Consider the following 25,667-nt stretch of genomic DNA (forward strand, 5'->3'; position numbering starts at 1 on the left):
TGGGATGGGTGACCGTCACACCTGGACCGCCGTGCCGTCAACGGCGCAGCGTGCCCGCTCCGTGCTCGCCACGGCATGGTCCTGCGCGGTGACCGCCGAGGGCGGCCGCGAGGAGTTCATCGGCGTCCACACCGTCGCCGAGGACGGCCGCGCGCTGCTGCACCTGCCGGACGACAGCATGCTCACCACGGCCGCGATCTGGGGGTCCCCCCGCTCGAGCGGAGCCGAGAGTGGGGGAGCGCCGCGCGGAGAGCCGTCCGCCGTCCTCGAGTTCGCCGACGTGGCACCCGTTCCCGTACACAACCGCATCCGCGCCCGGCTCTGGATGGCCGGCTGGTTCGCGCCCGACGAGGGCCACCTGACGTTCACCCCGACCCGCATCGTGCTGCGCGACTCCGGCGGGGCGGTCGTGGTCGACCGCGAAGAGTACGCCCGCGCGGAGCCCGATCCGCTGGCCACCGCCGAGGCCCGGCTGCTGACCCACCTCGCCGACGCCCACCCGGACGCCGTCGAGCGGCTCACCCGCCTGGTCGAGCCCGACAGCCTGCACGGCGCGGTACGCGTCCAGCCGCTCGCCGTGGACCGGCACGCGCTGACCCTGCGCATCGAGCGCTCACGCGGCCACGGTGACGTACGCCTGCCCTTCCACCGGCCCGCCGACGACCTCGGCCAGCTGACGGAACGTATGCACATCCTCCTCGCCCAGGCCAGCGGCGGAACCTGCCCGCGCGCACTACAGCGGCAGCGCACAGACGGCGACGGGTGACGCGAACGGCTCGCCCGCGGGCCGGAGTTGGCCCGATTTCCCGTCGACGTGGAAGACGCTGACCGTGCTCGACTTCTGGTTCGAGGCGAACAGCAGGTTCCCCTCGGGCGAGAGGGCGATGTGACGCGGGAAGTCCCCGCGCACCGGCACGGTGTCCAGGAGGCGCAGCCGGGCCCCGTTCGCCTCGACGGCGTACCGGGTCAGGCTGTTGTGGCCGCGGTTGGCGAGATACGCGTACGAGCCCTTCGGTGTGACCAGTAGCTGCGACGGGTAACTCGTGCCACCGCCCGTGCCCGTGGGCTGCGGATCGCCCGGCGTCAGCCGTCCCGTCTCCGGGTCGTAGGCGCACACGGTGACCGTGTTGTCGAGTTCGTTCGCCAGATAGGCGAAGCGGCCCCCGGGGTGGAAGGTGAGATGCCGCGGACCCGCGCCGGCGCGCGTGCGGGCCTGTGAGACCGGGCGGAGCGTGCCCGCGGATTCGTCCAGGCGGTAGGTGTAGACCGTGTCGGTACCCAGATCGACCGCCAGCACATGGCCGCCGTCCGGGCTGGTGATGAACTGGTGCGCGTGCGGCCTCTCCTGGCCGGGGCCGGGCGGCGGGCTGGAGTGTGTCACCAGATCCGTCCGCTCGCCGAGCGCGCCCGAGGTCTCGATGGGGTGCACCGCCACGCTGCCGGACCCGTAGTTGGCGCTGAGCAGCCAGCGCCCGCCTGGGTGTACGGACAGGTGAGCCGGGGCGGCGCCTCCCGTGGCGCGCGTGCCAAGTACCTTGTGCCGTCCGCCCGTTGAGAGCCGGACCGCCGTCGCGCCGCCGTCCTCGCGCTCGTTGACCGCATAGAGCGTGCGGCCGTCCGGGTGCGCCGCGAGGTAGGACGGGTCGCCGATGCCGGTGAGGGTTCCCTTGCCGGTGATACGGCCCGTCGCGGTGTCGTACGTCGCGAGTCCGATGCCGGTGCCGCCGCCCTCGACGGAGGTGTACGTGCCGAGGAACAGGGGGCGCGGGCCGGTGGGGCGGGGCTTCGCGGAGGGGGAGGGGGACGCGGCGCGCGCCGGGGTGGAGGGGGCGCCGGCCTCGGGGTTGTCCGGGGTGTCCTGGGTGCCGCAGCCGGCCGGGCCGGTCACCGCGACCGCCGCGAGCGCCCCGACGAAACGGCGCCTGCCGAGCCCGCCTCGCGCCGGTTCCGCACCCTTGCCCATGCCCGCACCTCTGGTCTCGATCGCCTCGGCCGTGACAGCCACCTTGACCGCTCTCGGCGGTGCGGGGCAAATGCGGCTGCAAGTGGTGGCTGGTCAGGCGGCTCGATCCGAGGCGGTACGAGGCTTCCGCCGGAGCTTGCGCAGACGGCGGCGCAGGCGGTTCAGGCTGGGCAGGCGTTCGCGCTGCTCGCGCGTGCAGCGGTCCAGTTCCTCCAGGAGCCGGTCGGAGCGGTGCTCCATGTCGAGTTCGTCGAGGATCCGGGTGACCTCGGTGAGCACCGCGCCGTGCAGCTGCCACTGGCGCGCGTCCCGCTGGACCTCGTCGAGCATGAGCTGGGCCAGCTTGTCGCGGGTGGCGGTCGCCTGGGCCAGTTCGGTGGCGAGCCGGGCCTCCGCGGACTCCGCGCTCTGGCTGACGTCGCTGGTGACCAGGACGGCGAAGCTGACCACGGCGTCGCCGACCTCGGCCAGCAGCTGCTCGACCGTGGCGCCGGTCTCGCGCTCGAACAGCGGCTCGGGCTCCCGCAGCTTGGCGAGGTCGGTGAGGCTGCGGGCGAGCACCCGCAGGACCACCGTGCAGATCTCCAGCGTGTCGAGTCCGGTCCGCAGGACGACACGGTGCAGTAGCCCTTCGCGTACCCGGGGATTGAGCTTCAGGCTGTCCTCGGCCTGCTTGAGGGCCGCGTCCACCTCGACGATGTCGTGGTCGAGGCGACGGGCCTCGTACAGGCGCTCCGCCGCGTACGCCACGGGGGTGCGCCCGCCCGCCTCCTCGCCGACCAGCAGCATCAACTGCCGCATCCGGCGTGCCAGATCCTCGATGGACTCGCCGGCCGCGACCACCCACACCGGGGGAGCGAAGAGCAGATTGAAGCCGAGCCCGACCACGGCTCCGATGAAGGTCTCAAGGACCCGGGCCCAGGCTGTGTCGCCGACTCTGGTGACGCCGAGGACCAGCATCGCGCTGATCGCCACCTCGGGCACGAATTCGCTGACCCGCACCAGGTGGCCGACGGCCAGCGAGGCGAGGATCAGCAGACCGAGGCTCCACCAGGTGAGTCCGACGATGGCACTGAACGCGATGGCGAGCAGCACGCCGGCCACCACGGAGTTCACTCGGCGTACGCCCGTGGTGAGCGTGGAGTAGAGGGTCACCTGGACGACGAGGAGGGCGGTCAGCGGAGCGGTGAGCGGGGCCACCTCCGGGCTGAACTGCAGCGCGACCACATACGCGATCGTCGCGGCCGCGGCCGACCGCACCGTCTGCACGAACACGGGCTCCTGGCGCCACTTCGCGACCTGGGCCGCGCCCGCGGCCCACGCCTCACGTACATCCCGCATCCTTCGCCACTTCCCGTCCCGTAGCCCCACCGAACGTGTCCGACGGTGACACAGGCCGGTCGGCGAGCAGCGACAGGCCCCCTATGTGTACAGCTTGTCCAGGAAAGCGGAGAGATTGCCCGTCGCCCGCGCGATCTGCTGGTCCACGGTGAGGCTTTCCTCGATACGGAGCCCGGACTCCGGGATCTTCTTGCCGCGTACGTACAGCGAACAGGCCAGGTCGGCGCACATGTACACGCCCACGGAGTTGCCCTCACGTCCCGCCGCGCCCGCTTTGCGCGCCGTCATCAGGCTGACGCCGTTGCCCGGGTGGGTCGTCATGCACAGGGAGCACATGCTGCGGTGCAGGAAGCCGCGCTGGGAAGACGGGAAGCGCAGGGTGACGCCGACGAGCCGGTCCTCGCGCTCGGTGACGAGATAGCTGCGGTCGGGCGCTCCCGGATCTCGCCAGCCGAGGAAGTCGAGGTCGGGCCATGGGCGTTCGGCGAGGTCACGCGGTATCGAGAGGCGTTTCGCCTCGCCCTTCGAACAGTTGATGAACGAGGTGCGGATGTCCTGCTCGGTGAGCGGTCGCATTGTGGGGGTCCTTGTGGGGAGTCAGGGCTGTCGGCGCGGGGCCGATTTACGAACCTAGGGCTCCTAGGTTTCGGCCTACGCTACATAGCCAAATCGGTGAGAGCCAACGGATTTCTCGCCCCGTACCCTGTACCGGAACCGTAGGCCGGATCATCAACTGGGTGGGGGCAGGATGTCGGAGGCGCGGGCTCGGCGGGTGCTCGAGGCGGCCGGGATGTCGGGAGAACGGCTGGTCCGGTGCCGGTCGTTGGCCGGGGGAACGTACAACGCCGTCGAGGAGCTGCTGCTCGACGACGGCAGTCGTTACGTACTGAAGGTTCCGCCCCCGCCAAGCGACCCCGGTATGCGTCATGAGCGTGAACTGCTCGTCTCCGAGGCGGAGTTCTATCGCGCTGCCGCCACAGTCGACGTCACGGCGCCGCGTGTGGTGGGCGTCTGTCACGACGAGGCCGCGTCCACGGGGCGGTATCTGCTGATGACGGCATGCCCGGGCGAACCGTGGGACTCCTCCGTCACTGAGGGCGAACGGCCAGGTCTGCGTGGGGAGTTGGGGCGCCAGATGGCCCGGCTCCACCGGGTGACCGGACCCGGGTTCGGATACCCGTCCGGTGCCCTCGGGCCGCTGGCCGGTGACTGGCGTACGGCCTTCACCACGATGTACGACGCCGTTCTGGACGACGCACGCCGCTACTCGGCCTGGCTGCCCCGGCCCGTGGACGAGATCGCCCGGTCGGCCAAGGCCGCGTACGACGCGCTCGACGAGGTCACGGAGCCGCGCCTCGTGCACTTCGACCTGTGGGACGGGAACATCCTGGTCGAGCGTCCGGAGGGCGGCGCGGCACCCCGGATCGGCGGGCTGATCGACGGCGAGCGCATGTTCTGGGGCGATCCGCTGGCGGAATTCGTCTCGCTCGCGCTGCTCGGTGACATCGAGGTGGACGAGGCGTTCCTGGAGGGATATCAACAGGCGGGCGGGAACGCCGTGTTCACCTCGGCCGCTCGTCGACGCCTCGCCCTCTACCGCAGCTACCTCTACCTGATCATGCACATCGAGCTCGTGCCCCGCGCTCAGGTCGAGGAGCGGCAGCCCTGGATCCGGGACGCCGTCGCTCCGGAGCTGACGGCCGCCCTGGACGCACTCGACTGAGCCCTGGCAACGGAAAGGGACCCCGACCGGACGGGGGAATCACGGTCGGGGCCCCACATCTCATTTAACGGGAAACTACTGGCCTGGGTTCCCCGGTCCGCGCAGGTCAACCGTGAGATGCGTCACGAGCGAGGGGTCGGGCCCGGCTGTCCGTCTCGGCCCAGATGTTCTCGGCCTGGAGCAGCAGGGTGCCCAGGACGGCGGCGCGGGGCGCGCCCAGGCCGGCGTGGTCGCGCAGGCTGGACTGCAGCGTCTCGTGCAGCTCCCGCATCGTCGCCTCCGCCCGGCGGTCCGTACCGTACGCATCCGAGTCGTCCCGATCCGAGTCGTCCGGATCCGCATCGTCCCGGCGTGCGCCCGGCTCCAGCAGCCGCCGGCTCTCGCGGTGGCAGTTCTCCGCGAGCAGGGCGAGCAGCCGGGCGTAGCTGTGCAGGGCGGTTCCGTCCGGCGGGTCGGCGGTCCGCTCGCCGTCGACCGAGACCACCAGGGCCCGGATCAGCGCCGCCACATGCCCGGTGATCCTGCTCCACCGCTCGTCCTCGTCCGCCGCCGGAACATCCAGCGGCACCCGGTGGAACGCCTTCAGCGAGTCCGCCGTGAGCCGCAGGCTCTCCTGGCTCCAGCCCCTGGCCGCCCGCAGGCCCTCGAGCCGGCGTGCCAGTCGGGCGGAGGCGCGCGACCAGTGCGCGGCGGTCGACACGTCCAGATCGCCGTGCCGCAGGTCCTCGGCGATATCGGCCAGTACGTCGCCCGTCTCCTGCGCGAGAGCCGCCAGGTTCTCGCGTACGTCGCGCAGGTGGACCGGCGGCAGGATCAAGGCGTTGACGGCGACCCCGATGACGGCCCCGAGCGCTGCCTGGGCGACCCGGTGGCTGATCGCCGAGGTCGTCACCGTTTCCGAGGCCAGCGTGAACAGGGCGGTGGTCGTGGCGTAGATGCCCTGGTCGCCGAAGCGGCGCCAGTTGGCCAGCAGCATCAACACCGGGATGGACAGGGCGAGTGCGGCCAGGGTGTTGCCCGTGAGGACCTGGGCCGCCGAGGCGAGCAGGGTGCCGACGCAGATCGCCGCGAACTGCTGGGCGGCCTGCCGCAGCGAGCTGTAGACGGTGGCCTGTACGAGGACCACGGCCACCCAGGGCGCCATCAGCGCCATCGGGTCGCCGAGCCATTCGTCCGCCACGGTCCACGCGAGCAGCGCCGCCGCGGCGGCTTTGAGTGACTGCACAAGGAGGTCGCGTTCCCTGCCCGGCCCACGCGCCGCCAGCCGCGCGGCCTCGGCCACGGTCCGCATCTCGTTCCCCACCCGGTCCTTGGCCTCGGTCAGACGGATCATCCGAGCCGAGTAACCGGAGAAACGGGCCGCGCACACATCCGGGCCTCTTGGTACTACGCAGCCGGGCCCCTCGTCCCTACGAGGTCACGCCACCCGGCACGTCCCGATGCCGCGTCCACGCCAGCAGCTCGTCCGCCGACCACGTGTTGACCACGCGCTCGGCCGGGACCCCGCACTCCTCGGCCCGCGCGCACCCGTACCCCTGCCAGTCCAGCTGGCCGGGTGCGTGCGCGTCGGTGTCCACGGAGAACAGCACGCCCGCGTCGACCGCACGGCGCAGCAGCCGGCGCGGTGGATCGAGCCGTTCGGGACGGCAGTTGATCTCGAGCGCCGTCCCCGTTTCGGCGCAGGCCGCGAACACCGCGTCCGCGTCGAACTCCGACTCCGGTCGCCCGCGCCCGCCGACGAGCCGCCCGGTGCAGTGCCCGAGCACGTCGGAGTGCGGATCGCGTACGGCGGCGACCATACGGCGGGTCATCGCCGCCGCCTTCATCCGCAACTTCGAGTGCACCGAGACCACCACGACGTCCAGCCGGTCCAGCAACTCCGGCTCCTGGTCCAGCGAACCGTCCTCGAGGATGTCGCACTCGATGCCGGTGAGCAGCCGGAACGGCGCCCAGCGCGCGTTGAGTTCCGCCACGACGTCGAGCTGCTCCCGCAGCCGCTCCGGCGACAGCCCACGCGCGATCGTGAGGCTCGGCGAGTGATCGGTGAGCACCGCCCACTCATGCCCGAGCCGGGCCGCCGCCCGCCCCATCTCCTCGATCGGGCTCCCTCCGTCCGACCAGGTCGAATGCAGGTGACAGTCGCCGCGCAGCAACGCACGCAGCCGCTCCCCGCCCTGCGCGCGCGGATCCGGGGCCTCCTGCTCCAGCCGCTCCAGATACCCCGGCACCTGACCCGCCAGCGCCTCCCGCACCACCTGTGCGGTCTTCGGCCCGACGCCCTTCAGCGACTCCAGCGATCCGGTGGCCGCCCTCTTGACGACCTCTTCGGCGGGCAGCGCCGCGATCGCGTTCGCCGCCGTGCGGAACGCCCGTACGCGATAGGTAGGTGCCTGGGACCGCTCCAGCAGGAAGGCGATCCGGTCCAGAGCTTCGGCAGGTTCCATGTCCCCAGCGTCGCGCCACCCGGACGGCTCCGCACAGCGGTCACCGGAGCCCTGCTGTGCCACGATGAATTGCGACCCTTTTTCGGCCGCCTGGCCATATCGGCGCAGCCGATTGCCACGACTGACATCGCCGTCCGGCAGCTTGCCGGCGGCCGCGTGTGGAGCCGGTGGGATCATGACTGAAATCGCAAGCCCCTACATTTCGCACCCGCGGATCATGGTTCTGGGCGTCCAACCCGGGAATCCGCCCTTCCGCATCGTGAAGATCGACGGCGCCGTCATAGGCGAGGCCAAGTCCTTCACCGACGTCCTCGTCGCCGCCGCGGCCTACGGCATCCCCGTGCACGACGCCGACGACCCCGAGGCCGTCCGCTGGGTAGGCGGCGACAAACACACCTGGAAGATCCACTGAGAACCTCCGGTGTGGCCCGCGACACACAGCCTGAGTGAGGGAACCGGGCGGCGCCGGCGGGGAGTCTGCCTCTGCGAACACTGATCATCGTTACGAGGAGACAGTGCACGTGGAGTTCTTAGGAGTACGCCCCAGCCGCCGCGCCGTGCTTGCCCTGGGCGCCGGTACGGCCCTCGCCGCCGCCGTGTCCGCGAGCGGATCCGCCCACGCGGCCTCACCGGGTTCGCCGGGTGACGACATCCAGCAGGCGCTGAACCAACTCGAGCGGGAGCATTCGGCCCGGCTCGGGGTGTTCGGGTGCAACACCGTGACCGGCCGGAGCGTGCTGTACCGCGCGGACGAACCGTTTCCGATGTGCTCGCTGTTCAAGACGCTCGCTGCCGCCGCCGTCCTCAGGGACCTTGACCGGCACGGTGAGTTCCTCTCCCTGCGCATCAGGTACACCGAGCAGGACGTCGAGGACGCGGGCGGCGCCCCGGTCACCGGCAAGATGGAGAACCTCGCGAACGGCATGACCGTCGCCGAGTTGTGCGAGGCCGCCGTGGCCTACAGCGACAACTGCGCCGCGAACCTCCTGCTCCGTGAACTCGGCGGCCCCACGGCGATCACCCGCTTCTGCCGCTCGATCGGCGACAGAAGGACCCGGCTCGACCGCTGGGAGCCCGAGCTCAACTCGGCCGAACCGGAGCGCGTGACGGACACCTCGAGCCCGGCCGCCATCGGGCGCACCTACGCGAAGCTCGCCCTCGGCGACGCCCTCACGCCCCGCGACCGACGCCAGCTGACCGCGTGGCTGCTCGCCAACACCACCAGCACCAACCGCTTCCGCGCGGGGCTGCCCCAGGACTGGGCCCTCGGCGACAAGACGGGCACCGGCAAGTACGGCACCACCAACGACGCGGGCATCGCCTGGACACCGGACGGCACACCACTCGTACTGGCCGTCCTGTCCACGAAGCCGGGCGCCGGCCGCGAGGCTCCGATGGACGAACGGCTCGTCGCCGACACTGCGGCTCTCCTGGCGAAGGCGCTGGTCTAAGCGGACTTGTGGAAGTCCGATGCAGTACCGCGCCCCTGAGGAGGCCGCAGGCCTCTCAGGGGCGCGGGGCTGTGGCATATGCGGCTCCACCGCGGGGCGCGACCAGCCACAACGAACCCGCAGCTTCGAACCGCCCACCCAGCGGAGCGCTCAGCGCTTAGCCGGGTGCACCGCCCGCCCCATCCGCCTCCCAAGCAGCAGGTAACCGGCCGTCGCCCCGGTGACGTTGAGCAGTACGTCGTCGATGTCGAAGGCGCGACCGGTGACCAGCGCCCCCTGCACCAGCTCGACGAGCATCATCACCACCGCGGTCAGCGCGATGACCCGCAGGATTCCGTGCGCCCCGGGGAGTACCACGGGCAGCAGGATCCCGAAGGGGACGCCGAGGAGAATGTTGCCGCCGATCTGCTTGGCCGCGTCGCGGAGTTCGGGCTGGTCCAGGTAGGCCCGCAGGGAGCGGCCCGGGCGCAGGTTGGTGTGCGTCAGCGCCTCGGACGCGGGCGACGGCTGGAGCGTGATCTGGGCCAGCGCCGCGGCGAACGCCACCATGGCGGCGACGGCGACCAGCAGCACCAGCAGGCGTACGAAAAGGGGCAGGGGACGTCGGCCGCTCGCTGCGGGCGCCGGCTTACGGCCCGACTTCGCCGTACGGGGCGTACGGGAGCGGGATTTCGCGGTACTTGAGCGAGCCTTCGAGGCGCTTGAGCGGGACTTCGGGGTGTCTGAACCTGATTTCCGGGTGCTTGAGCCTGATTTCGGGGTGCTCGAACGTGACTTCGGGGCACGGGCCATGCAACCCTCCAGCGTTCAACTGACGCTTCAACCAAGACAGTTACCCCCGAAACGGTCGACGATGCCGACGACCGCCCCCGAACCGGTCACATCGAGATTTCCTTCGCACTACAGGGGCACTCCGGCCACCAACACGTCGCGCGCCGTCACCGGGCGGCACTCCGACGGTGTTTGGATGACGTGTCAGATATGTCGGTTGAAAAGGGATCAGCGGTTCGGAGGTGGTGCGCATGACGCGACGTACGACTCTCATCCGCGCCCTGTCCGAAGTCCTCGCCTGGTGGGCCGACCTGACCGTGCTCTGGCTCGTGTTCATCACCACCGTGGACACCCTGGAGTTGGTGGTGGGGGCGGGCGCCGCCCTCGTCGGCGCCGTCGCCGCGCGAGCCGCGCGCCGGGCGGTGGACGCCGGATGAACGGCTGGACCGTCACGGCGACGGCCGCGCTCGCCGGGGGCGGCGCGGCGGTGGTGTGGGGCGTGGCCACGGGCCCGCTGCGGCGCCGGGTCGTCGCGCAGAACCTGTCCACGACGCTGTTCTGCCCCGCCCTGCTGCTGCTCGCCCGGTACGGGTCGAAGAGTGGGACTCACGTCCCGTAGGTCACGTTCACCTCCTTGAAGCCCAGGGAGCCCAGCAGCCCCTTGAGCATGCCGGTGGTGTTCTCCTCGGCGCGGGCGGTGAGCTTGCTGTCCTTCGCCGCGTCACCGATGTGCCGGGCGGCGAGCCGCTGCACGGCGCGTTCGTCGTTGGGGTTGTCCGAGAAGATGTCACCGAGCCGGTCGAGCAGACCGCGCTGCTTGGACACGGCGTACGACTGGTCGGGGTCGAGGGCGGGCTTGCCCAGCGCGGCGGGCGGGAGTTTGAGCGTGGCGGACGTGCGGTCCTCGTTGACCGTCACGTCGTTCTCGCCGACCTTTCCGAGGTCCACGTAGGCGTCCACGGTGCCGGCGCCCACGTACAGGGTGCGGGTGCCGCGGAGCGCGTCGGGCAGGAAACGGGCGTCCTTCTCCAGATCCACCACCACCTGGAAGTTGCCGGAGGCGGCGTCGTAACGGCTGATGTCCTGGATCGACTTGAGGAGCGTGGGCCCCGAACGGTCGTGGGTGTCCTCGCGGAACACATCGCCCAGACCGGGCAGCACACTCAGCCGTAGCCCGGCGAAGAGCACCACCAGTACCAGGAGCACCGCACTCAGGAGCTTCGCCCATCCGGGCAGGCGCTTCAGGGACGTCGTCATGTCGAACGACCTCCTTCCCGCTAGTTGAATACCCATCAAGTCCCTTGCCGGACCGCTTTCTTGGCCGAATGCGACGGATGACGGGGGCGCATTGAGGGCGCACGCGCTCCGCTGGGTAGGGGCAGTTTCGAAGCTGCGGGTTCGTTGTGGCTGGTCGCGCCCCGCGGCGGAGCCGCAAATGTCACAGCCCCGCGCCCCTAGAGCCCCGCGCCCCTAGAGCCCCGCGCCCCTAGAGGCCTGCGGCCTCTCAGGGTGCGATCCGCTACCGCGCCGCCCGCTCACCGCCGCCTTGAGCCCGGAAACAAGCACCTGGCGAGAGGGGACCACCCGCGTATTCTGAAGAAAAGGCCGCATACCGCTGAAAGAACGCGGCTACAGGACCAAGCCAAGCGCGCTCGGCGTCACCCAGGTGATCAGGAGGGCCTGCAGTGTCCAAAGCGAAGTTCGAGCGGACCAAACCGCATGTGAACATTGGGACCATCGGTCACATTGACCACGGTAAGACGACTCTCACGGCAGCCGTGACGAAGGTGCTGCACGACAGGTTCCCCGACCTGAACCCGTACACGCCGTTCGAGCAGATCGACAAGGCGCCCGAGGAACGTCAGCGCGGCATCACGATCTCGATCGCGCATGTCGAATACCAGACGGAGAACCGGCACTACGCACACGTCGACTGCCCTGGTCACGCGGACTACATCAAGAACATGATCACGGGCGCGGCCCAGATGGACGGGGCGATCCTCGTCGTCGCCGCCACGGACGGCCCGATGCCGCAGACCAAGGAGCACGTCCTGCTCGCGCGCCAGGTCGGCGTGCCGTACATCGTCGTCGCCCTGAACAAGGCCGACATGGTGGACGACGAGGAGATCCTGGAACTCGTAGAACTTGAGGTGCGTGAGCTCCTCACCGAGTACGAGTTCCCGGGCGACGACGTCCCGGTCGTCCGCGTCTCCGCGCTCAAGGCCCTCGAGGGCGACGAGCGGTGGGGCCAGTCGGTCCTCGAACTCCTCAGGGCCGTCGACGAGTTCATCCCCGAGCCGGTACGCGACATCGACCAGCCGTTCCTGATGCCGATCGAGGACGTCTTCACCATCACGGGCCGCGGTACGGTCGTCACCGGCCGTATCGAACGCGGCGTCCTCAAGGTCAACGAGACCGTCGACATCATCGGCATCAAGCCGGAGAAGACCACCACCACGGTCACCGGCATCGAGATGTTCCGCAAACTCCTCGACGAGGGCAGGGCCGGCGAGAACTGCGGTCTGCTGCTGCGCGGGGTGAAGCGTGAGGACGTGGAGCGCGGCCAGGTCATCATCAAGCCGGGCTCGGTCACTCCGCACACCGAGTTCGAGGCGCGGTCGTACATCCTGTCCAAGGACGAGGGAGGAAGGCACACGCCGTTCTTCAACAACTACCGTCCGCAGTTCTACTTCCGTACGACGGACGTGACGGGTGTGGTGACCCTGCCGCAGGGCACCGAGATGGTCATGCCCGGCGACAACACCACCATGAACGTCGAGCTGATCCAGCCCGTCGCCATGGAGGAGGGGCTGAAGTTCGCCATCCGTGAGGGCGGCCGGACGGTCGGCGCCGGCCAGGTCACCAAGATCGTGAAGTAGCCCTCGGGACTTCCGGGGCGCACCTCCGGGGCAGGTCATAAGCAAGTCGATGGCATGTCATACGGAGCCGGAGGTGGCCTCGGGATGCCCCAGGGCCTCGTCCAGGGTCGACAGCGCGGGCAAGTACGCATCGAGCCCGGTCACTTGGAGGATGCGCAGGGTCAGCGGGTGGGTGCAGACCAGTTGCAGCCGCCCGCCGCGGTCGAGGACCCGGAGGCGGGCCCGGTGGAGTAAGCGCAGTCCCGAGCAGTCGAAGAACTCGATGTGCCGCAGATCGAGCACGACCTGTGCGCCGGGATGTGCCGTCGCCGCGTCCAGGAACGGCACGATGTCCAGCGCCGCGACGATGTCGATCTCGCCGTGGAACTCGAGCACGGTGTATCCGCGGTTCCGGTGGACGTGCAGATGCGGGGTGAGGGTCTCAGTCCCGTTGCGCACGCCGACATCACCTCACCGTTCCCCGCCCGGAAAACTCTGGAGCAGCCTGCGATCCAACCCCGATGGGGTGAATTCCAGCATGTTCGATTGACATATGTCTTGGGTTTGCCGGGTTCTGCGCCCAGTGGTTATGGGCTCACTTCCGTACAACGCAACCGTGCCGTCCGTACGGCCGTGCCGCTACGACAGCGCCTGCCACGTCTTCGACAGTGTCAACCGGAACTGTTCCGTCTGGTGCGCGGTGAGATCGCGGACCATGCGCTCCTCGAGTTCCCGTACGGGCTCGGCGTGCCGATCGAGCAGATCGCGGCCAGACTCGGTGAGAAGGATGAGGAGTTCCCGGCGGTTGCGGGGGTTGCGCTCGCGGCGTACCAGGCCGCGGTTCTCCAGGGCCCGGACTACATCGGCCACGGACTGCGCGGTGACGAACGAGTCGCGCGCGAGCTGGGCCGCGGACAGACCGTCGTGCCGCTCCAGGACGGTGAGCGAGGTGTACTGCAACGCCGTGATCCCCGAGGGGCGCAGCAGCTCGTCCAAATGGGAGCGCACCACGAGTTCCACCTGCTTGATCATGTAGAGAAGCGACGGGGGTGCCTTGGTGGATGCCTTGGTGCCGACCATAAGGGTCAGCCTAGGGCATTGACAGGAAACCTGTCTGTAATGAGACTTCGGACCAACAGGAATCCTGTTGATTGAATCTTGGCGAACAAGGCTGGGGAGTGGCCATGACCACCTTCGAGAGCGAGCCCGGGCAGCTGTTCATCGGCGGCCAGTGGCGGGAGGCGTCCGGCGGGGCGCGTACGGATGTGATCGACCCGTCCACGGGCCGGGTGGTCACGACGGTGGCGGAGGCCGATGCCTCCGACGTCGACGCGGCGGTACGGGCGGCACGCGACGCCTTCGACAACAGCGGCTGGGCCACGCTGAGCGGCCGAGAGCGCGGCCGCGTGCTGCACCGGGTCGCCGAGCTGATCCGGGAGAACGCGGACGAGCTCGCGCGTCTGGAGAGCCTGGACGTAGGAAAGCCGATCACACTGACCCACGCCGTCGACATCACGAACGCGGCCAATGACTACGAGTACTACGCCTCCCTCGCCTGGACTCTGGACGGCGCGACCCGTGACACTCCGCTCAACGCGCACGCCTACACCCGGCGCGGTCCGCTCGGGGTGGTCGCCGCGATCACGCCCTTCAACTTCCCGCTGATTCTTGCCGGTTCGAAGATCGCCCCGGCGCTCGCGGCCGGCAACACGGTGGTACACAAGCCCGCCGACGAGACCCCGCTCAGCGCTCTCTACATGGCCGGACTGCTCAAGAAGGCAGGCGTCCCGGACGGCGTCTACAACGTCGTCACCGGCAGCGGACCGGTCGCCGGTGAGGCGCTGCTGCGCAACCCCGGCATCGACAAGGTGGCCTTCACCGGCTCCACCGCGGTCGGCCGGCACGCGGCGAGCGTCGCCGGTGAGGCCCTCAAGCCGGTCACGATGGAGCTCGGCGGCAACGCGGCCCACATCGTCTTCGAGGACGCCGACCTCGAGAAGGCCATCGGCGCCGTCATCAAGGGCTTCGTCTTCAACACGGGTCAGTTCTGCATGGGCGGCCCCCGCCTGCTGGTCGCCCGCCCGCTCTACGACACCGTGGTCGGCATCCTCGCCGACGCCGTGCCCGGCGTGCCCATCGGCGACCCCCGGCAGCCCGAGACCGTCATCGGCCCGATGGCGGGCGAGAAGCACCTGAAGAAGGTCGAGGAGTACGTCGAACTGGCCCGCAAGGAGGGCGCCCGCATCGTCTGCGGCGGTGAGCGCCTCGACCTGAACGGCGGCTTCTACTACAAGCCCACGGTCATCGCCGACCTCGCCAACGACTCCCGTGTCGTCCAGGAGGAGATCTTCGGCCCGGTCCTCACCGTGCAGCCCTTCGACTCCGAGGACGAGGCCGTCGCGATGGCCAACTCCACGCCGTACGGACTTGCTTCGGGCCTCCAGACCACCAACCTCGCCCGCGCACACCGGGTCGCCGACCGCATCGAGGCCGGCATCGTCTGGGTCAACGAGTGGGCGATGCTCGACCCCAACGTCCCCTTCGGCGGGGTCAAGGCATCCGGCTTCGGCCGCGAGTACGGGCCCGAGGCGCTCGCCGCGTACACCAAGGTCAAGTCCGTCGTGATCTCGCTCGACTGAGCGCTCCCGCTTCTCGTCTCTCGTAACTCTCGTAAGGAGTTGAGTATGTCTACTACTCGTGCAGCTGTGGTCGAGTCCGGGGGCGCACCGTTCACGCTGTCCACCGTCGAGCTCGACGAACCGCGCCCCAACGAGGCGCTTGTCCGGATGGTCGCCGCCGGGCTGTGCCACACCGACCTCGGTGTGGCGGGCGGCGGTCTGCCGTTCCCGCTGCCCGGAGTTCTCGGGCACGAGGGCGCGGGCGTCGTTGAGGCCGTTGGCTCCGCCGTCACCGGCATCGAGCCCGGTGACCACGTCCTGATGTCCTTCACGTCCTGCGGCGGCTGCAAGAACTGTCGCGACGGCCACCCGGCCTACTGCGCCACCTGGCTGCCGCTGAACCTGATCGGCGGGCGCCGGCCCGACGGCACCAGCCCCATCAGCCGCGACGGCGAACCCCTCGGCGGCCACTTCTTCGGCCAGTCCTCGTTCGCCGAGCGGGCGTTGGTGGACCAGCGGAGCCTCGTCAAGGTCGACCGGGACGTACCGCTGGAGACCATCGCACCACTCGGCTGCGGCGTGCAGACCGGGGTGGGCGCCGTGTGGAACGTCCTCGCGCCCCGGACCGGGGACACGCTGGTGATCCTCGGGGCCGGCGCGGTCGGTCTGTCCGCGGTGATGGCCGCCGCCATGACGCCCGCGACCACGGTGATCGCCGTCGACCTGGTGGCCGAACGGCTGGAGCTGGCCCGCGAGTTGGGTGCCACTCACACCGTGAACGCCGGTGACGGGGACATCCTGGAGGCGATCCAGGTGATCACGGACGGCGCCGGGGCCGACGGCGTCGTGGAGACCACCGGCAGCGTCGCCGTCCTGCGCAAGGGCGTGGACGCGCTCGCCGCGCGCGGCACGGCGGTCATCGTCGGCGCCCCGCCGTTCGGCTCGGAGGTCGCGCTGGACGTCAACGGAATGCTCGGCGGCAAGCGCGTGGTGGGCCTGACCCTCGGCGACCACGAGACGCAGACCGCGATACCCGCCCTGGTGAAGCTGGTTCGCGAGGGCCGACTGCCGCTGGACCGGCTGATCAGCAAGTACGCCTTCGAGGATATCGGCCAGGCCGTACAGGACATGGGTGCGGGCAAGGCGATCAAGCCGGTGATGACCTTCGCGTGATGCCTGATGTGTGACGCGTGATGTGTGACGCGTGATGCGTGATGGGTGTCGAGGCGCCCCAACTTCCCGGGAGTTGGGGCGCCTCTGCCTGGCTACTGGCTGAGGTTGAGGGTGACGAGCAGGCGCCACACCCGGTGGGCGATCTCCTCCGGGGTGGCCTCGATGAGTCCGTGCAGCCAGTCGGCGAGGACGCCGGCGAAGGTCGCGGCCACGGCGGAGGCGATGAGCGGCGCCTCGGGGGCGCCGACGAGTTCGCGCTCGGCCTGGCTGCGGGCGCGCAGGTCCTGATGCAGTACGCGGCCCAGCGGGCCTCCGCCGCCCGGGCTCAACAGGGCGCGGTAGAGCGGGGCATGAGGGGGCAGCTCCTCGAAGAACGCCAGCAGCGCGGGCGGCGCGGTCCTCGGATCGGGCCGCCCGCGCCAGGCATGCAGGGCGTCCACGGCCTCGCGTACGACATCGGCGCAGGCGTCGACGGCCAGGTCCTCCAGGTCGGCGTAGTGCAGATAGAACGTGGCCCGCCCGACTCCAGCCCCCCGCACCAGCGCCGCAACGCTGACCTCCGACAGCGGGCGCCGCGCACACTCGTCGAGCAGCGTGCGACGCAGCTTGGCCCGGGTGCGTTCGGCCCGGGGGTCGGCGGCGGGGGTCACTGGGCGACGAGGACGGCGACCAGGGCGAGCGTGCCCGGCAGCGCCTGAGCGAACAGAATGCGCCGGTTCGCGGTCACGGCCCCATAGACCCCCGCGACGATGACGCACACCAGGAAGAAGACCTGCGCACGAAACCCGGTTGGATCCCCGGCAACCAGCCCCCACACAAGCCCCGCGGCGAGAAACCCGTTGTAGAGCCCCTGGTTGGCGGCCATCGGCGCGGTGGCCCGCGCCATCTCCGGATCGAACCCGTGCAGCCCCCGCCCTGGCTTCTTCTCCCACAGAAACATCTCAAGAACCAAGATGTAGGCGTGCAGGGCAGCCACGAGCCCGACCAGTGTGCTTGCGAGCGCTTGCATGAGGGGGCTCCTCTGAGGGGTGGTGCTGCCCTGGGATTTCCTGGACAGATGTCCACCATACATGGACAGCTGACCAGGAATTACCTCGGCTCCTTGTGAGCGTCACTTCATGACAAGGGGAGTTTCGGTCCGCGTCGGCTCCCGGCGCGGTCGTATCCACCGTTGCCGTACTCGCCGATGCCGACCCCGGCGTCGCAGTGTCGCCAGGGTGACGAACGCGCCCGCCAGGACGCAGCACGCCGCGAGTCGTAGGCCGAGGTCGTAGCCCTCCAGGAACGCGGTGCGTGGGTCTGCTCCTGAGCGGAGTTCGGAGCGTTCGCGGCGGGTGAGGACGACGCCGACCAGTACCACGCCGAAGACGCCGGAGACTTCGCGGGCCGCGCTCACCAGGCCGGTGGCCATGCCCGTTCGGGCGTGCGGGACTTGGGTGAGGCAGCGCACGGTCAGGGGAGTGGTGAGGGCCGAGCCTGCGCCGATCAGTAGGAGGCCAGGCTGGAGGTCCCAGTAGTCGGCCTGTGCGCCTGATCCTGAGACGTACAGCAGGCCGGTCGCCACCATGGCGAGTCCCGCCGCGATCGAGACATGGGCGCCGAGTACGCGTGCGGCGCGCTCGGCCAGTGGTGTGCAGAGCAGCAGCGCGCCCGCCAGGGGGAGGAAGGCCAGACCGGCCCTGGTGGGTGAGAAGCCGAGGACCTGTTGGAGGTAGAGGGCTGTGAAGAAGAAGACGCCGTTCACGCCGATGCCCCAGAGCACCTGGGCGAGCACCCCGCCCGTGAGGAATCGGTCGCGCAACAGGGCGAGTTCTACGAGTGGTCGGGCGGTCCGGGACTCCACGAGGAGGAACACGCAGGTGGCGACGGCCGCAACAGCCAGGCACAGCGGTACGGGCGCGGCGCCGAACCCGTGCTCCGTGCCGCGCACCAGCCCGTACGTCAGCAGATACAGCGCGAGGACGGAGAACAGGACACCCGGCAGATCGAGTCCGCCGCGGCGAGATTCGGAGGACCCGGGTGGGTCTTTCGCCTTGGCCGGTACGGCCGGCATCAGTAGCAGGGCGATGATCCCGAAGGGGACGTTCAGGGCGAACACCCAGCCCCAGCTCCACTGTTGAGTGACGAAGCCGCCGACCACGGGGCCCAGCGCCAGTGCCACGGCGAGGGCCGCCGTCCACAAGCCGACGGCCATCGACTGCCGCCGCGCGGGCAGATCGGCGGCGACCACGGCAAGCGACGCCGGGATCACCAGCGCGGCCCCGACGCCCTGCACCGTACGGGCCGCGATCAGCGTCCCACCGCTGTCCGCGACGGCCGCGGCCGCCGACGCCGCCGTGAAGACCACCACCCCGACCGTGAATACGGACCGGCGCCCGAAGAGGTCGGTCAGCCGCCCGCCGGGCAGCAGCAGCGCGCCGAAGCTGAGTACGTAACTGCTGGCCACCCACTCCAAGTCCGTGACGCTCAGGCCCAGTTCGCGCTGCACGGTCGGCAGGGCCACGTTGATGACCGTGTTGTCGAGCGTCGTGATGAACCCGGTCAGCGTGAGCAGTGCAAACAACGCGAACAGCCGTGTACGTCCCAAGAGTCGCTCCTTCCGCCGGCCGGGGCAGCCGTAGCCCCGGATTGTCGGCGGCGTGGCCGCGCACTGGCTCTGGCCCACGGCATGGAATCGGCGCCCCGCTTTGTCAGCGAACTGACAGAACGCGCCAGACGAACTGTCAGTACGTCCCCTAACCCCTCAGCCCGCAGAGGCGGAATCTGGTGCACCGCCTCAAGGTGCAGCGCCCGAACGGGGACAACCTGAACGGGCACCGCCTGAACGGGCATCGCCTCAACTCGCGCCGCCCCCCTCACAGTTGGAGTCGCCATGCAGCCCGCCCGGCCAACTGTCGAAGCCACCCTCATGACGGACCATCTGCGGCACTGGGCCCGGCACCGGCCGCAGCAACGCGCCTTCAGCCACGTCGACTTCCCCGACAGCGCCCCCACAGGACGGCACCGCACCCTCGGCTGGCGCGCCCTCGACGCCCGCGCCAGAGCCGTCGCCGACCACCTCGCCACGATCACGTCCCCCGGCGAACGGGCCGCCCTCGTACTGCCCCAAGGGCTCGACTACGCGGCCGGGTTCCTCGGCTGCCTGTACGCCCGCGTCATCGCCGTACCCCTCTTCGGCCCCGGACTGCCGGGCCACGAAGGCAGACTCACGGGCGTCCTCGCCGACTGCGAACCGGCCTGCCTGCTCACCGACTCCGCCACGGCACCCGCGGTACGCGCCTTCGTACGGGACCGCGAACTGCCTGACGTGCCGGTCGTCCCGCTGGACCAACTGCCCGCCCCTGACACCGGGTTCGAGGCTTCGGGCGAGCCGCACGCGCGGCCCGAGCCCGACGACATCGCCTACCTTCAGTACACCTCCGGCTCCACCCGCAACCCCGCCGGCGTGATGATCAGCCACGCCAACGTCGTCGCCAACGCCCGCCAGGCCATCGACGCGTTCGTCGCCGATCCGTCGACCACCACGACGGTCGGCTGGCTGCCGCTCTTCCACGACATGGGCCTGGTCCTCAGCATCGCCGCCCCCGTGGTCGGCGGCTTCCCGTCCGTCCTCATGGACCCCCTCGCCTTCCTCGAGGACCCCTCCCGCTGGCTGCGCCTCCTCGGCTCGTACGAGGGGACCGTCAGCGCCGCCCCGAACTTCGCGTACGACTACTGCGTCGCCCGTACGGATCCGGCGCTGGCCGGCGAACTCGACCTGGACCGCGTACGCGTGCTCATCAACGGCAGCGAGCCGGTGCGCGCGGAGACGGTGGACCGCTTCCGCACCAGGTTCGCGCCCGCCGGGCTCGATCCCGCGGCGCACTGCCCGGCGTACGGACTGGCGGAGGCCACGGTGTTCGTGACCGCGGATGCGTCGGACGCCGCGCCCTCGACCGTGGCCTGTGATGCCGACGCGCTCGCGGAAGGGCGCGTGGAGGAGGCGCCGGACGCGGCGACGGCTGCGGTTCTCGTCTCGTGCGGGACGCCCGTCGGGCAGGAGATGCGGATCGTCGGCGCGGACGGTGCGGTACTGCCGGAGGGGCGGGTCGGTGAGATCCAGGTACGTGGGCCGAACGTCGGGCCCGGCTACTGGAAGCGCGCCGAACTCTCCGCCGAGACCTTCGGCTTCGGCGCGACGGGCGACTGGCTGCGCACCGGCGATCTCGGCGCCCTCCACGAGGGGCGGCTCCTCGTCACCGGGCGGCACAAGGACGTGATCATCGTGGACGGGCGCAACCACTACCCCCAGGACATCGAGCAGACCGTACAGACGGCAGTCTCCCTGGTCCGCCGCGACCGGCTCGCCGCGTTCGGCGTCACCCGGCCGGACCGCACGGGCGAGGAACTCGTCGTGATCGCGGAACACCGCCGCGACACCGAACCGACGGCCGATGACGCCCGCGCGGCCGAACGCACCGCCCGCGCCACCGTCTCCACCCGCCACGGCCTGCGCCTTGGCACCCTGCTCCTCGTCCCACCCGGCTCCGTGCCCCGCACCAGCAGCGGCAAGGTCTCCCGCACGGCGACCCGGAACCGGTACCTGGAAGGAGGCTTCGCCACCCGATGACCACGTCCCGCACGGCGATCCGCGCCCTGGTGACAGACCGGCTCCACACCTGGTACGGCCTCGCCCCCTCCGACCTCCCCGACGACCTCCCCCTAGCAGAAACCGGCCTCACCTCCCGCGACGCGATAACCCTCACGGCAGCCTTGAGCGAACTCTCCGGCCGCCGCCTACCGAGCACGTTCCTGTGGGACGCTCCGACGATCGACGCGGTGGTGACGCGACTGACGGAGGACGCCGGGGCCGTGGCCGGCGCCGACGAGGCGCAAACCGCGCCCCCGCCGACGCAGGGCGGCCCGCAGCCAGGCCACGCGCCGCTCGCGCTTGGCGGCGGCTGGGCTGCCGACGCCGCGGCGTCGGACGCTCGCGCGCCGGGCGTACCGGCCGTCGACCACGGGCCCGGCACGGCGGCTCAGGCCCCGCGGGTCGCTGATGGCGCCGCAGTTACGGCGGCCGGTGCGCCACTTGGGGCGGCGGACGGCCGCGCGCCGGCCGACGGTCAGGGGCCTGGCACGGTGGCTCAGGCGCCGTCCGTCGCTGATGGCGTCGCGGGTCCGGCGGTCAGTGCGCCGCTCGCGGTGGCGGACGGCCGCGCGCCGGGCGTACCGGTCGACGGCCATGGGCCCGGCACGGTGGCTCAGGCGCCGTCCGTCGCTGATGGCGCCGTAGGTCCTGCGGTCAGTGCGCCGGCTGCGGCGGCGGACGGTCGGATGGCGGGCGTAGCTGCCGACGGTCGTGCGGCAGGTGCGACGCCTGCTGACAGCCCAGCGCCGGGCGCGGAGGGTGGCGGCTGTGCGCCGGGCGCCCCAACCGCCCGCCCCACACCCGGTGTTGGCGCACACGCCCCGCGTGGCGCGGACGGCAGTGGAGCCCCGCACCCCGTCGCCGTCATCGGCCTCGGCTGCCGTCTCCCCGGCGGGGTTCGCTCACCCGAGGCGTACTGGCGGCTTCTCACCGAGGGGCGGGACGCGGTTGGCACGCTCCCGCCGGGACGATGGGAGCCCTTCGTGCGCGATCCCACGCGGTTGCCGGACGACGTGAGCCCGCACGGCGCCTTCGTCGGCGGCCTCGACGAGATCGCCGGGTTCGACGCCGAGTTCTTCGGGATCGCGGGGCACGAGGCCGTTGCCATGGACCCGCAGCACCGCATGCTCCTCGAAGTCGCCCGCGAGGCACTCGATCACGCGGCCCTGCCCGCGCCCGCGCTCGCCGGCAGCCGTACCGGTGTCTTCGTCGGCATCAGCGGCAACGAGTACGCCCATCTCACCACCGCCGACCCCGGTGCCGTGGACGCCTGGACGGCCACCGGCGCCTCCCTGAGCATCGCCGCGGGCCGGCTGTCGTACGCCCTCGATCTGCGCGGGCCCAGCATGTCCGTCGACACCGCGTGCTCGTCGTCGCTGGTCGCGGTGCACCATGCGGTACGGAGCCTGGTGAGCGGCGAGAGCGACACGGCGCTGGCCGCCGGGGTGAACCTGCTGCTGAGCCCCGCCGTGACCCTCGGCCTCCAGCGCGCGGGCGCCCTCGCTCCAGACGGCCGGTGCAAGGCGTTCGACGCGGAGGCCGACGGGATCGTACGCGGCGAGGGCTGCGGCGTGGTCGTACTGAAACGTCTCGCCGACGCCGAACGCGACGGCGACCGCGTCCTGGCGGTCATCCACGCGACCGCCGTCAACTCCGACGGCCGCTCCAACGGACTGACCGCCCCCAACGCCGAAGCCCAACGCGCCCTCCTCACCGAAGCGCACCAGGCACACCCCGGACATGCCGGCCTCACGACCGTCGACTACGTCGAGGCCCACGGCACCGGCACCGCCCTCGGCGACCCCATCGAGGCCAGCGCCCTCGGCGCCGTACTCGGGCGGGGCCGTCCCGCGGACCAGCCCCTGCTGATCGGCTCCGCCAAGACGAACCTCGGACACCTGGAAGCCGCCGCCGGTATCGCGGGTCTGATCAAGACCGTCCTCGCCCTGCACCACGGCGAGATCCCCGGCCAGCTCCACTTCACACGCCAGGGCCCGCACGCCGACCTCGACGCACTCGGCCTGCGCGTGGTCACCGCCCCGGAACCCTGGCCCCGTTACTCGGGCACGGCGACCGCAGGCGTCTCCGCCTTCGGCTTCGGCGGCACGAACGCCCATGTCGTCCTCGCCGAACCCGAACCCGAACCCGGACCCGGACCCGGCCCCAGACCGGCCCGTCGGGCGAGCAGCGTGCCGGAGCGTCCCCGGCTCCTGCTGCTCGACGGGCCCACCAAAGAAAGGGTGCGGTCGTACGCGGCCGAGCTCGCCGCCTGGCTGAACAGCCCCGACAGCCGACGCGTACGCGAGGCCGACCTCGCCCGCACCCTCGCGGGCCGCATCGGCCGCGGCAGGCAACGCGCGGCCCTCGTCACCCGCGACCGCACCGAGACCGTCACCGCGCTCACGCGTCTCGCCACCGGCGCCCCGTCCCCGCATCTGATCACGGGGGAGGGGACGCCGGGCGGCCCCGGCCCGGTCTGGGTGTTCTCCGGCTACGGCTCCCAGTGGCCCGGTATGGGCAGTCAACTCCTCGCCACGGAAGGGGTGTTCGCGGACGCCGTCGACCGCCTGGAACCACTGCTCCTTGAACACGCGGGCGTCTCCCTGCGCGCCGGGCTCCACCCCGACACCGTCCTGTCGAGCCCCGCCACCGTCATGCCCGTCCTGTACGGCATCCAGGTCGCCCTCGCCGAACTATGGCGCTCGTACGGTCTTGAACCCGCCGCCGTCATCGGCCACTCCCTGGGCGAGATCGCCGCCGCGGTCGTCTCCGGAGCCCTCGACGAGGCCACCGGTGCCCGCATCATCGCCGTACGGTCCCGGCTGCTGGACCGGCTCACCGGCGGATCGATGGCCGTCGTGGATCTACCGGCCGCCGAAATCCCCGTACTGGCAAGGGAGTTGCCCACCCTCGACGTCGCCGTACACGCCTCCCCCGTGCAGTGCGTGGTCACCGGCTCCGCCGAGGACGTCGCCGCCCTGGTCGCCCGGGTGAACGGCGACGGCGGCTTCGCCCGCGCACTGGGCGTGTCCGGAGCCGGTCACTCGCCCGAAGTCGAGCCCCTGCTGGGCGAGTTCAGCAGCGAGCTGGGCGAGATCCGGCCCTCCGCAGAAGCCCCCCGCTGCCGCCGCTACACCACCGTGCTCGACGACCCCCGCGAGGCCGCGCCCGCCGACACGGCGTACTGGGCGGCCAACCTGCGCAACCCCGTCCGCTTCACCCAGGCTGTACGCGCGGCGGCCGAGGACGGACACCGCGTCTTCGTCGAAGTCGCCCCGCACGCAACGCAGTTGCACCCCCTGACCGAAACCCTGCGCGCGTCCGGCGCCGAGGACTCCCTGGTCGTCCCCACCCTGCGCCGCGACACCGACGACGCGCTCACCTTCCGCACCTCGCTCGCCACCCTCCTCGTGCACGGCGTACGGACAGCCCGGCCGCGCGAACGTCTGCACCACGAGGGCCGCATCGTGGACGTACCGCCGCCGCGCTGGCGCCACCGCCGGTTCTGGGTGGGGGAGGAGACCGCGGCGAACCCGGCACCAGCACCGGCCGGGTCCGCCGCCACCGACCGCACCGCAAGCCCTGTCGAACGGCTACGGCTGTGCGTGGCCGGAGTGATGGGATACAGCCCCGAACACATCGACCCCGACACACCGTTGACCGACCTCGGCCTGGATTCGCTCACGGCCGTGCGCATACGGGCCGTCGTACATCGGGAGTTCGATGTCGAGGTCGAGCCCGGAGTGCTGCTGAAACAGGGGACATTGCGGAGAGTGGCCGAACTCCTCGGCGGTGACGTGGACTTGGCGCACCCGGCCCTCCCCGCACGAGCGCGCCCCGTCGTCTCTGATGGCCTCCGCGCCTTCTCCGCCACCGGCCCGCACACCCCCCTCTTCCTGGCCCACGCCGCCGGTGGATCCGCCGACGTCTACGCCCGGCTGGCCGCACGCCTCGACGGCGACCGCCCCGTCCACGGCTTCGACCGGCAGCCCGACCCCGACGATGTGCCGGGCCGAGCCGCGGAGTTCGCCCGGCGCATACGGGAGGTCAGCCCCAACGGGCCCTGGATGGTGGGCGGTTGGTCGTACGGCGGCCTCGTAGCCCAGGAGACCGCCCGGCTTCTCTCCTCACACGGCACCGTCTCCGCGCTCGTCCTGATCGACTCGATACTGCCGCTGCCGACCGATCTCACCGCCACCGAGCGCGCCCTGCGCCACTTCCACGACTTCGCCGCGTACGTCGAACGCACCTACGGCACCCGCCTCGACCTCCCGTACGCCGAACTCGCCGAACTCGACGACACGGACCGCATCGACCTCGTCCTCAAGGTGCTGAGCGACACCGTCGAACTGCCGGACTCCGTACTCGAGCACCAGCGCACCTCATATCTGGACCTCCGCAGCGGCGAACGCCACACACCCGGGCCCCACCCCGGCCGCACCCTCCTCTACCGCGCGAGCGAGCCCGCCCCGCACACGGTCCGCGACCCCCGCTACGAGCGCGACGACGAGGCGCTCGGCTGGGACGCCCACTGCACCGACCTCACCGTCGTCCCGCTGCCCGGCCACCATCTGTCACTCCTCGACCCCCCGGTCGTCGACGTACTCGCCGGACTGCTGACACGCGATCTGCGGGACTCCTGAAGGACTCCTGAAGGGACTTCACCCATGCCGCGTCCGAAACCACCGCGTTCGC

At 70.9% G+C, this 25,667-nt stretch carries 23 protein-coding genes; 11 read left to right on the forward strand and 12 right to left on the reverse strand.

Annotation, left to right across the window (positions count from 1 at the left end; translation table 11 throughout):
* The first annotated feature begins 4 nt into the window (after positions 1–4).
* Positions 5–766 (forward strand): DUF2470 domain-containing protein, encoded by a 762-nt coding sequence (locus tag OHT21_RS41325; RefSeq protein ID WP_328773366.1) that lies wholly within the window; start codon positions 5–7, stop codon positions 764–766.
* On the opposite strand, the gene OHT21_RS41330 is transcribed toward OHT21_RS41325, so the two are convergent.
* From OHT21_RS41330 to OHT21_RS41340, 3 genes are all read right to left on the reverse strand, one after another.
* A complete protein-coding gene (locus OHT21_RS41330) occupies positions 734–1,963 on the reverse strand; it encodes a lactonase family protein (protein WP_328774423.1) in 1,230 nt (409 codons plus the stop codon). The two genes, OHT21_RS41325 and OHT21_RS41330, sit on opposite strands and share 33 nt — an antisense overlap.
* 93 nt (positions 1,964–2,056) lie before the next feature.
* Positions 2,057–3,304, reverse strand: coding sequence for an FUSC family protein (locus tag OHT21_RS41335; RefSeq protein WP_328773367.1), 1,248 nt, complete (start codon positions 3,302–3,304; stop codon positions 2,057–2,059).
* 81 nt (positions 3,305–3,385) lie between these two features.
* Positions 3,386–3,880 carry an FBP domain-containing protein gene (locus OHT21_RS41340; protein WP_328773368.1) on the reverse strand — a complete coding sequence of 165 codons (495 nt, stop codon included), beginning with the start codon at positions 3,878–3,880 and terminating at the stop codon, positions 3,386–3,388.
* 172 nt (positions 3,881–4,052) lie between these two features.
* Here OHT21_RS41340 and OHT21_RS41345 point away from each other — a divergent pair, with 172 nt between their 5' ends.
* A complete protein-coding gene (locus OHT21_RS41345; protein WP_328773369.1) occupies positions 4,053–5,027 on the forward strand; it encodes a phosphotransferase family protein in 975 nt (324 codons plus the stop codon).
* 106 nt (positions 5,028–5,133) lie between these two features.
* Here the strand turns inward: OHT21_RS41345 and OHT21_RS41350 are convergent, their stop codons facing one another.
* Together OHT21_RS41350 and OHT21_RS41355 are read right to left on the reverse strand one after the other, a co-directional pair.
* Positions 5,134–6,360, reverse strand: coding sequence for an FUSC family protein (locus OHT21_RS41350; protein ID WP_443050559.1), 1,227 nt, complete (start codon positions 6,358–6,360; stop codon positions 5,134–5,136).
* 76 nt (positions 6,361–6,436) lie between these two features.
* Positions 6,437–7,471 (reverse strand): PHP domain-containing protein, encoded by a 1,035-nt coding sequence (locus tag OHT21_RS41355; protein ID WP_328773370.1) that lies wholly within the window; start codon positions 7,469–7,471, stop codon positions 6,437–6,439.
* A 175-nt stretch (positions 7,472–7,646) separates the two neighbouring features.
* Between OHT21_RS41355 and OHT21_RS41360 the strand changes: the two genes are divergently transcribed.
* Positions 7,647–7,883 carry a hypothetical protein gene (locus tag OHT21_RS41360; protein WP_328773371.1) on the forward strand — a complete coding sequence of 79 codons (237 nt, stop codon included), beginning with the start codon at positions 7,647–7,649 and terminating at the stop codon, positions 7,881–7,883.
* Positions 7,884–7,992: 109 nt separating this feature from the next.
* Positions 7,993–8,922, forward strand: a complete 930-nt coding sequence (gene bla / locus OHT21_RS41365; RefSeq protein WP_443050561.1) for a class A beta-lactamase — start codon at positions 7,993–7,995, stop codon at positions 8,920–8,922.
* Between the two features lie 150 nt (positions 8,923–9,072).
* Here bla and OHT21_RS41370 read toward each other — a convergent pair whose 3' ends face one another.
* Positions 9,073–9,714, reverse strand: a complete 642-nt coding sequence (locus OHT21_RS41370) for a VanZ family protein (RefSeq protein WP_328773373.1) — start codon at positions 9,712–9,714, stop codon at positions 9,073–9,075.
* Between the two features lie 230 nt (positions 9,715–9,944).
* On the opposite strand from OHT21_RS41370, the gene OHT21_RS41375 reads away from it, so the two are divergent.
* Positions 9,945–10,130: a hypothetical protein gene (locus tag OHT21_RS41375; RefSeq protein WP_328773374.1), complete on the forward strand. Its 186-nt coding sequence runs from the start codon at positions 9,945–9,947 to the stop codon at positions 10,128–10,130.
* Positions 10,127–10,312: a hypothetical protein gene (locus OHT21_RS41380; RefSeq protein WP_328774471.1), complete on the forward strand. Its 186-nt coding sequence runs from the start codon at positions 10,127–10,129 to the stop codon at positions 10,310–10,312. Before OHT21_RS41375 ends, OHT21_RS41380 begins: the two co-directional genes overlap by 4 nt.
* Here OHT21_RS41380 and OHT21_RS41385 read toward each other — a convergent pair.
* A complete protein-coding gene (locus OHT21_RS41385; RefSeq protein ID WP_328773375.1) occupies positions 10,300–10,950 on the reverse strand; it encodes a DUF4230 domain-containing protein in 651 nt (216 codons plus the stop codon). The genes OHT21_RS41380 and OHT21_RS41385 overlap by 13 nt on opposite strands.
* A gap of 428 nt (positions 10,951–11,378) precedes the next feature.
* Here OHT21_RS41385 and tuf point away from each other — a divergent pair, with 428 nt between their 5' ends.
* Positions 11,379–12,572, forward strand: coding sequence for an elongation factor Tu (gene tuf / locus OHT21_RS41390; RefSeq protein ID WP_328773376.1), 1,194 nt, complete (start codon positions 11,379–11,381; stop codon positions 12,570–12,572).
* 57 nt (positions 12,573–12,629) lie between these two features.
* Here the strand turns inward: tuf and OHT21_RS41395 are convergent, their stop codons facing one another.
* Complete coding sequence (locus tag OHT21_RS41395; RefSeq protein ID WP_328773377.1) at positions 12,630–13,010, reverse strand: anti-sigma factor antagonist; 381 nt, start codon at positions 13,008–13,010, stop codon at positions 12,630–12,632.
* A gap of 180 nt (positions 13,011–13,190) precedes the next feature.
* The gene (locus OHT21_RS41400) at positions 13,191–13,631 is read right to left on the reverse strand and encodes a MarR family winged helix-turn-helix transcriptional regulator (RefSeq protein WP_328773378.1); all 441 of its coding nucleotides are present in this window, start codon (positions 13,629–13,631) and stop codon (positions 13,191–13,193) included.
* 104 nt (positions 13,632–13,735) lie between these two features.
* Between OHT21_RS41400 and OHT21_RS41405 the strand changes: the two genes are divergently transcribed.
* Positions 13,736–15,190 carry an aldehyde dehydrogenase family protein gene (locus OHT21_RS41405; protein WP_328773379.1) on the forward strand — a complete coding sequence of 485 codons (1,455 nt, stop codon included), beginning with the start codon at positions 13,736–13,738 and terminating at the stop codon, positions 15,188–15,190.
* Between the two features lie 45 nt (positions 15,191–15,235).
* Positions 15,236–16,342, forward strand: a complete 1,107-nt coding sequence (locus OHT21_RS41410; protein WP_328773380.1) for an NAD(P)-dependent alcohol dehydrogenase — start codon at positions 15,236–15,238, stop codon at positions 16,340–16,342.
* A gap of 92 nt (positions 16,343–16,434) precedes the next feature.
* On the opposite strand, the gene OHT21_RS41415 is transcribed toward OHT21_RS41410, so the two are convergent.
* From OHT21_RS41415 to OHT21_RS41425, 3 genes are all read right to left on the reverse strand, one after another.
* The gene (locus OHT21_RS41415; RefSeq protein WP_328773381.1) at positions 16,435–16,992 is read right to left on the reverse strand and encodes a TetR/AcrR family transcriptional regulator; all 558 of its coding nucleotides are present in this window, start codon (positions 16,990–16,992) and stop codon (positions 16,435–16,437) included.
* Positions 16,989–17,351 carry a DUF1304 domain-containing protein gene (locus tag OHT21_RS41420; protein WP_328773382.1) on the reverse strand — a complete coding sequence of 121 codons (363 nt, stop codon included), beginning with the start codon at positions 17,349–17,351 and terminating at the stop codon, positions 16,989–16,991. The genes OHT21_RS41415 and OHT21_RS41420 overlap by 4 nt, the downstream gene beginning before the upstream one ends.
* 102 nt (positions 17,352–17,453) lie before the next feature.
* Positions 17,454–18,929 (reverse strand): MFS transporter, encoded by a 1,476-nt coding sequence (locus OHT21_RS41425; protein ID WP_328773383.1) that lies wholly within the window; start codon positions 18,927–18,929, stop codon positions 17,454–17,456.
* 321 nt (positions 18,930–19,250) lie between these two features.
* Between OHT21_RS41425 and OHT21_RS41430 the strand changes: the two genes are divergently transcribed.
* Both OHT21_RS41430 and OHT21_RS41435 read left to right on the forward strand, forming a co-directional pair.
* Positions 19,251–20,951, forward strand: coding sequence for a fatty acyl-AMP ligase (locus OHT21_RS41430; protein ID WP_328773384.1), 1,701 nt, complete (start codon positions 19,251–19,253; stop codon positions 20,949–20,951).
* Entirely contained in the window at positions 20,948–25,615 is a 4,668-nt protein-coding gene (locus tag OHT21_RS41435) for a polyketide synthase (protein ID WP_328773385.1), read from the forward strand. Before OHT21_RS41430 ends, OHT21_RS41435 begins: the two co-directional genes overlap by 4 nt.
* The last annotated feature ends 52 nt before the right edge of the window (positions 25,616–25,667 follow it).

The sequence above is a fragment of the Streptomyces sp. NBC_00286 genome, assembly GCF_036173125.1.
Classification (GTDB): domain Bacteria; phylum Actinomycetota; class Actinomycetes; order Streptomycetales; family Streptomycetaceae; genus Streptomyces.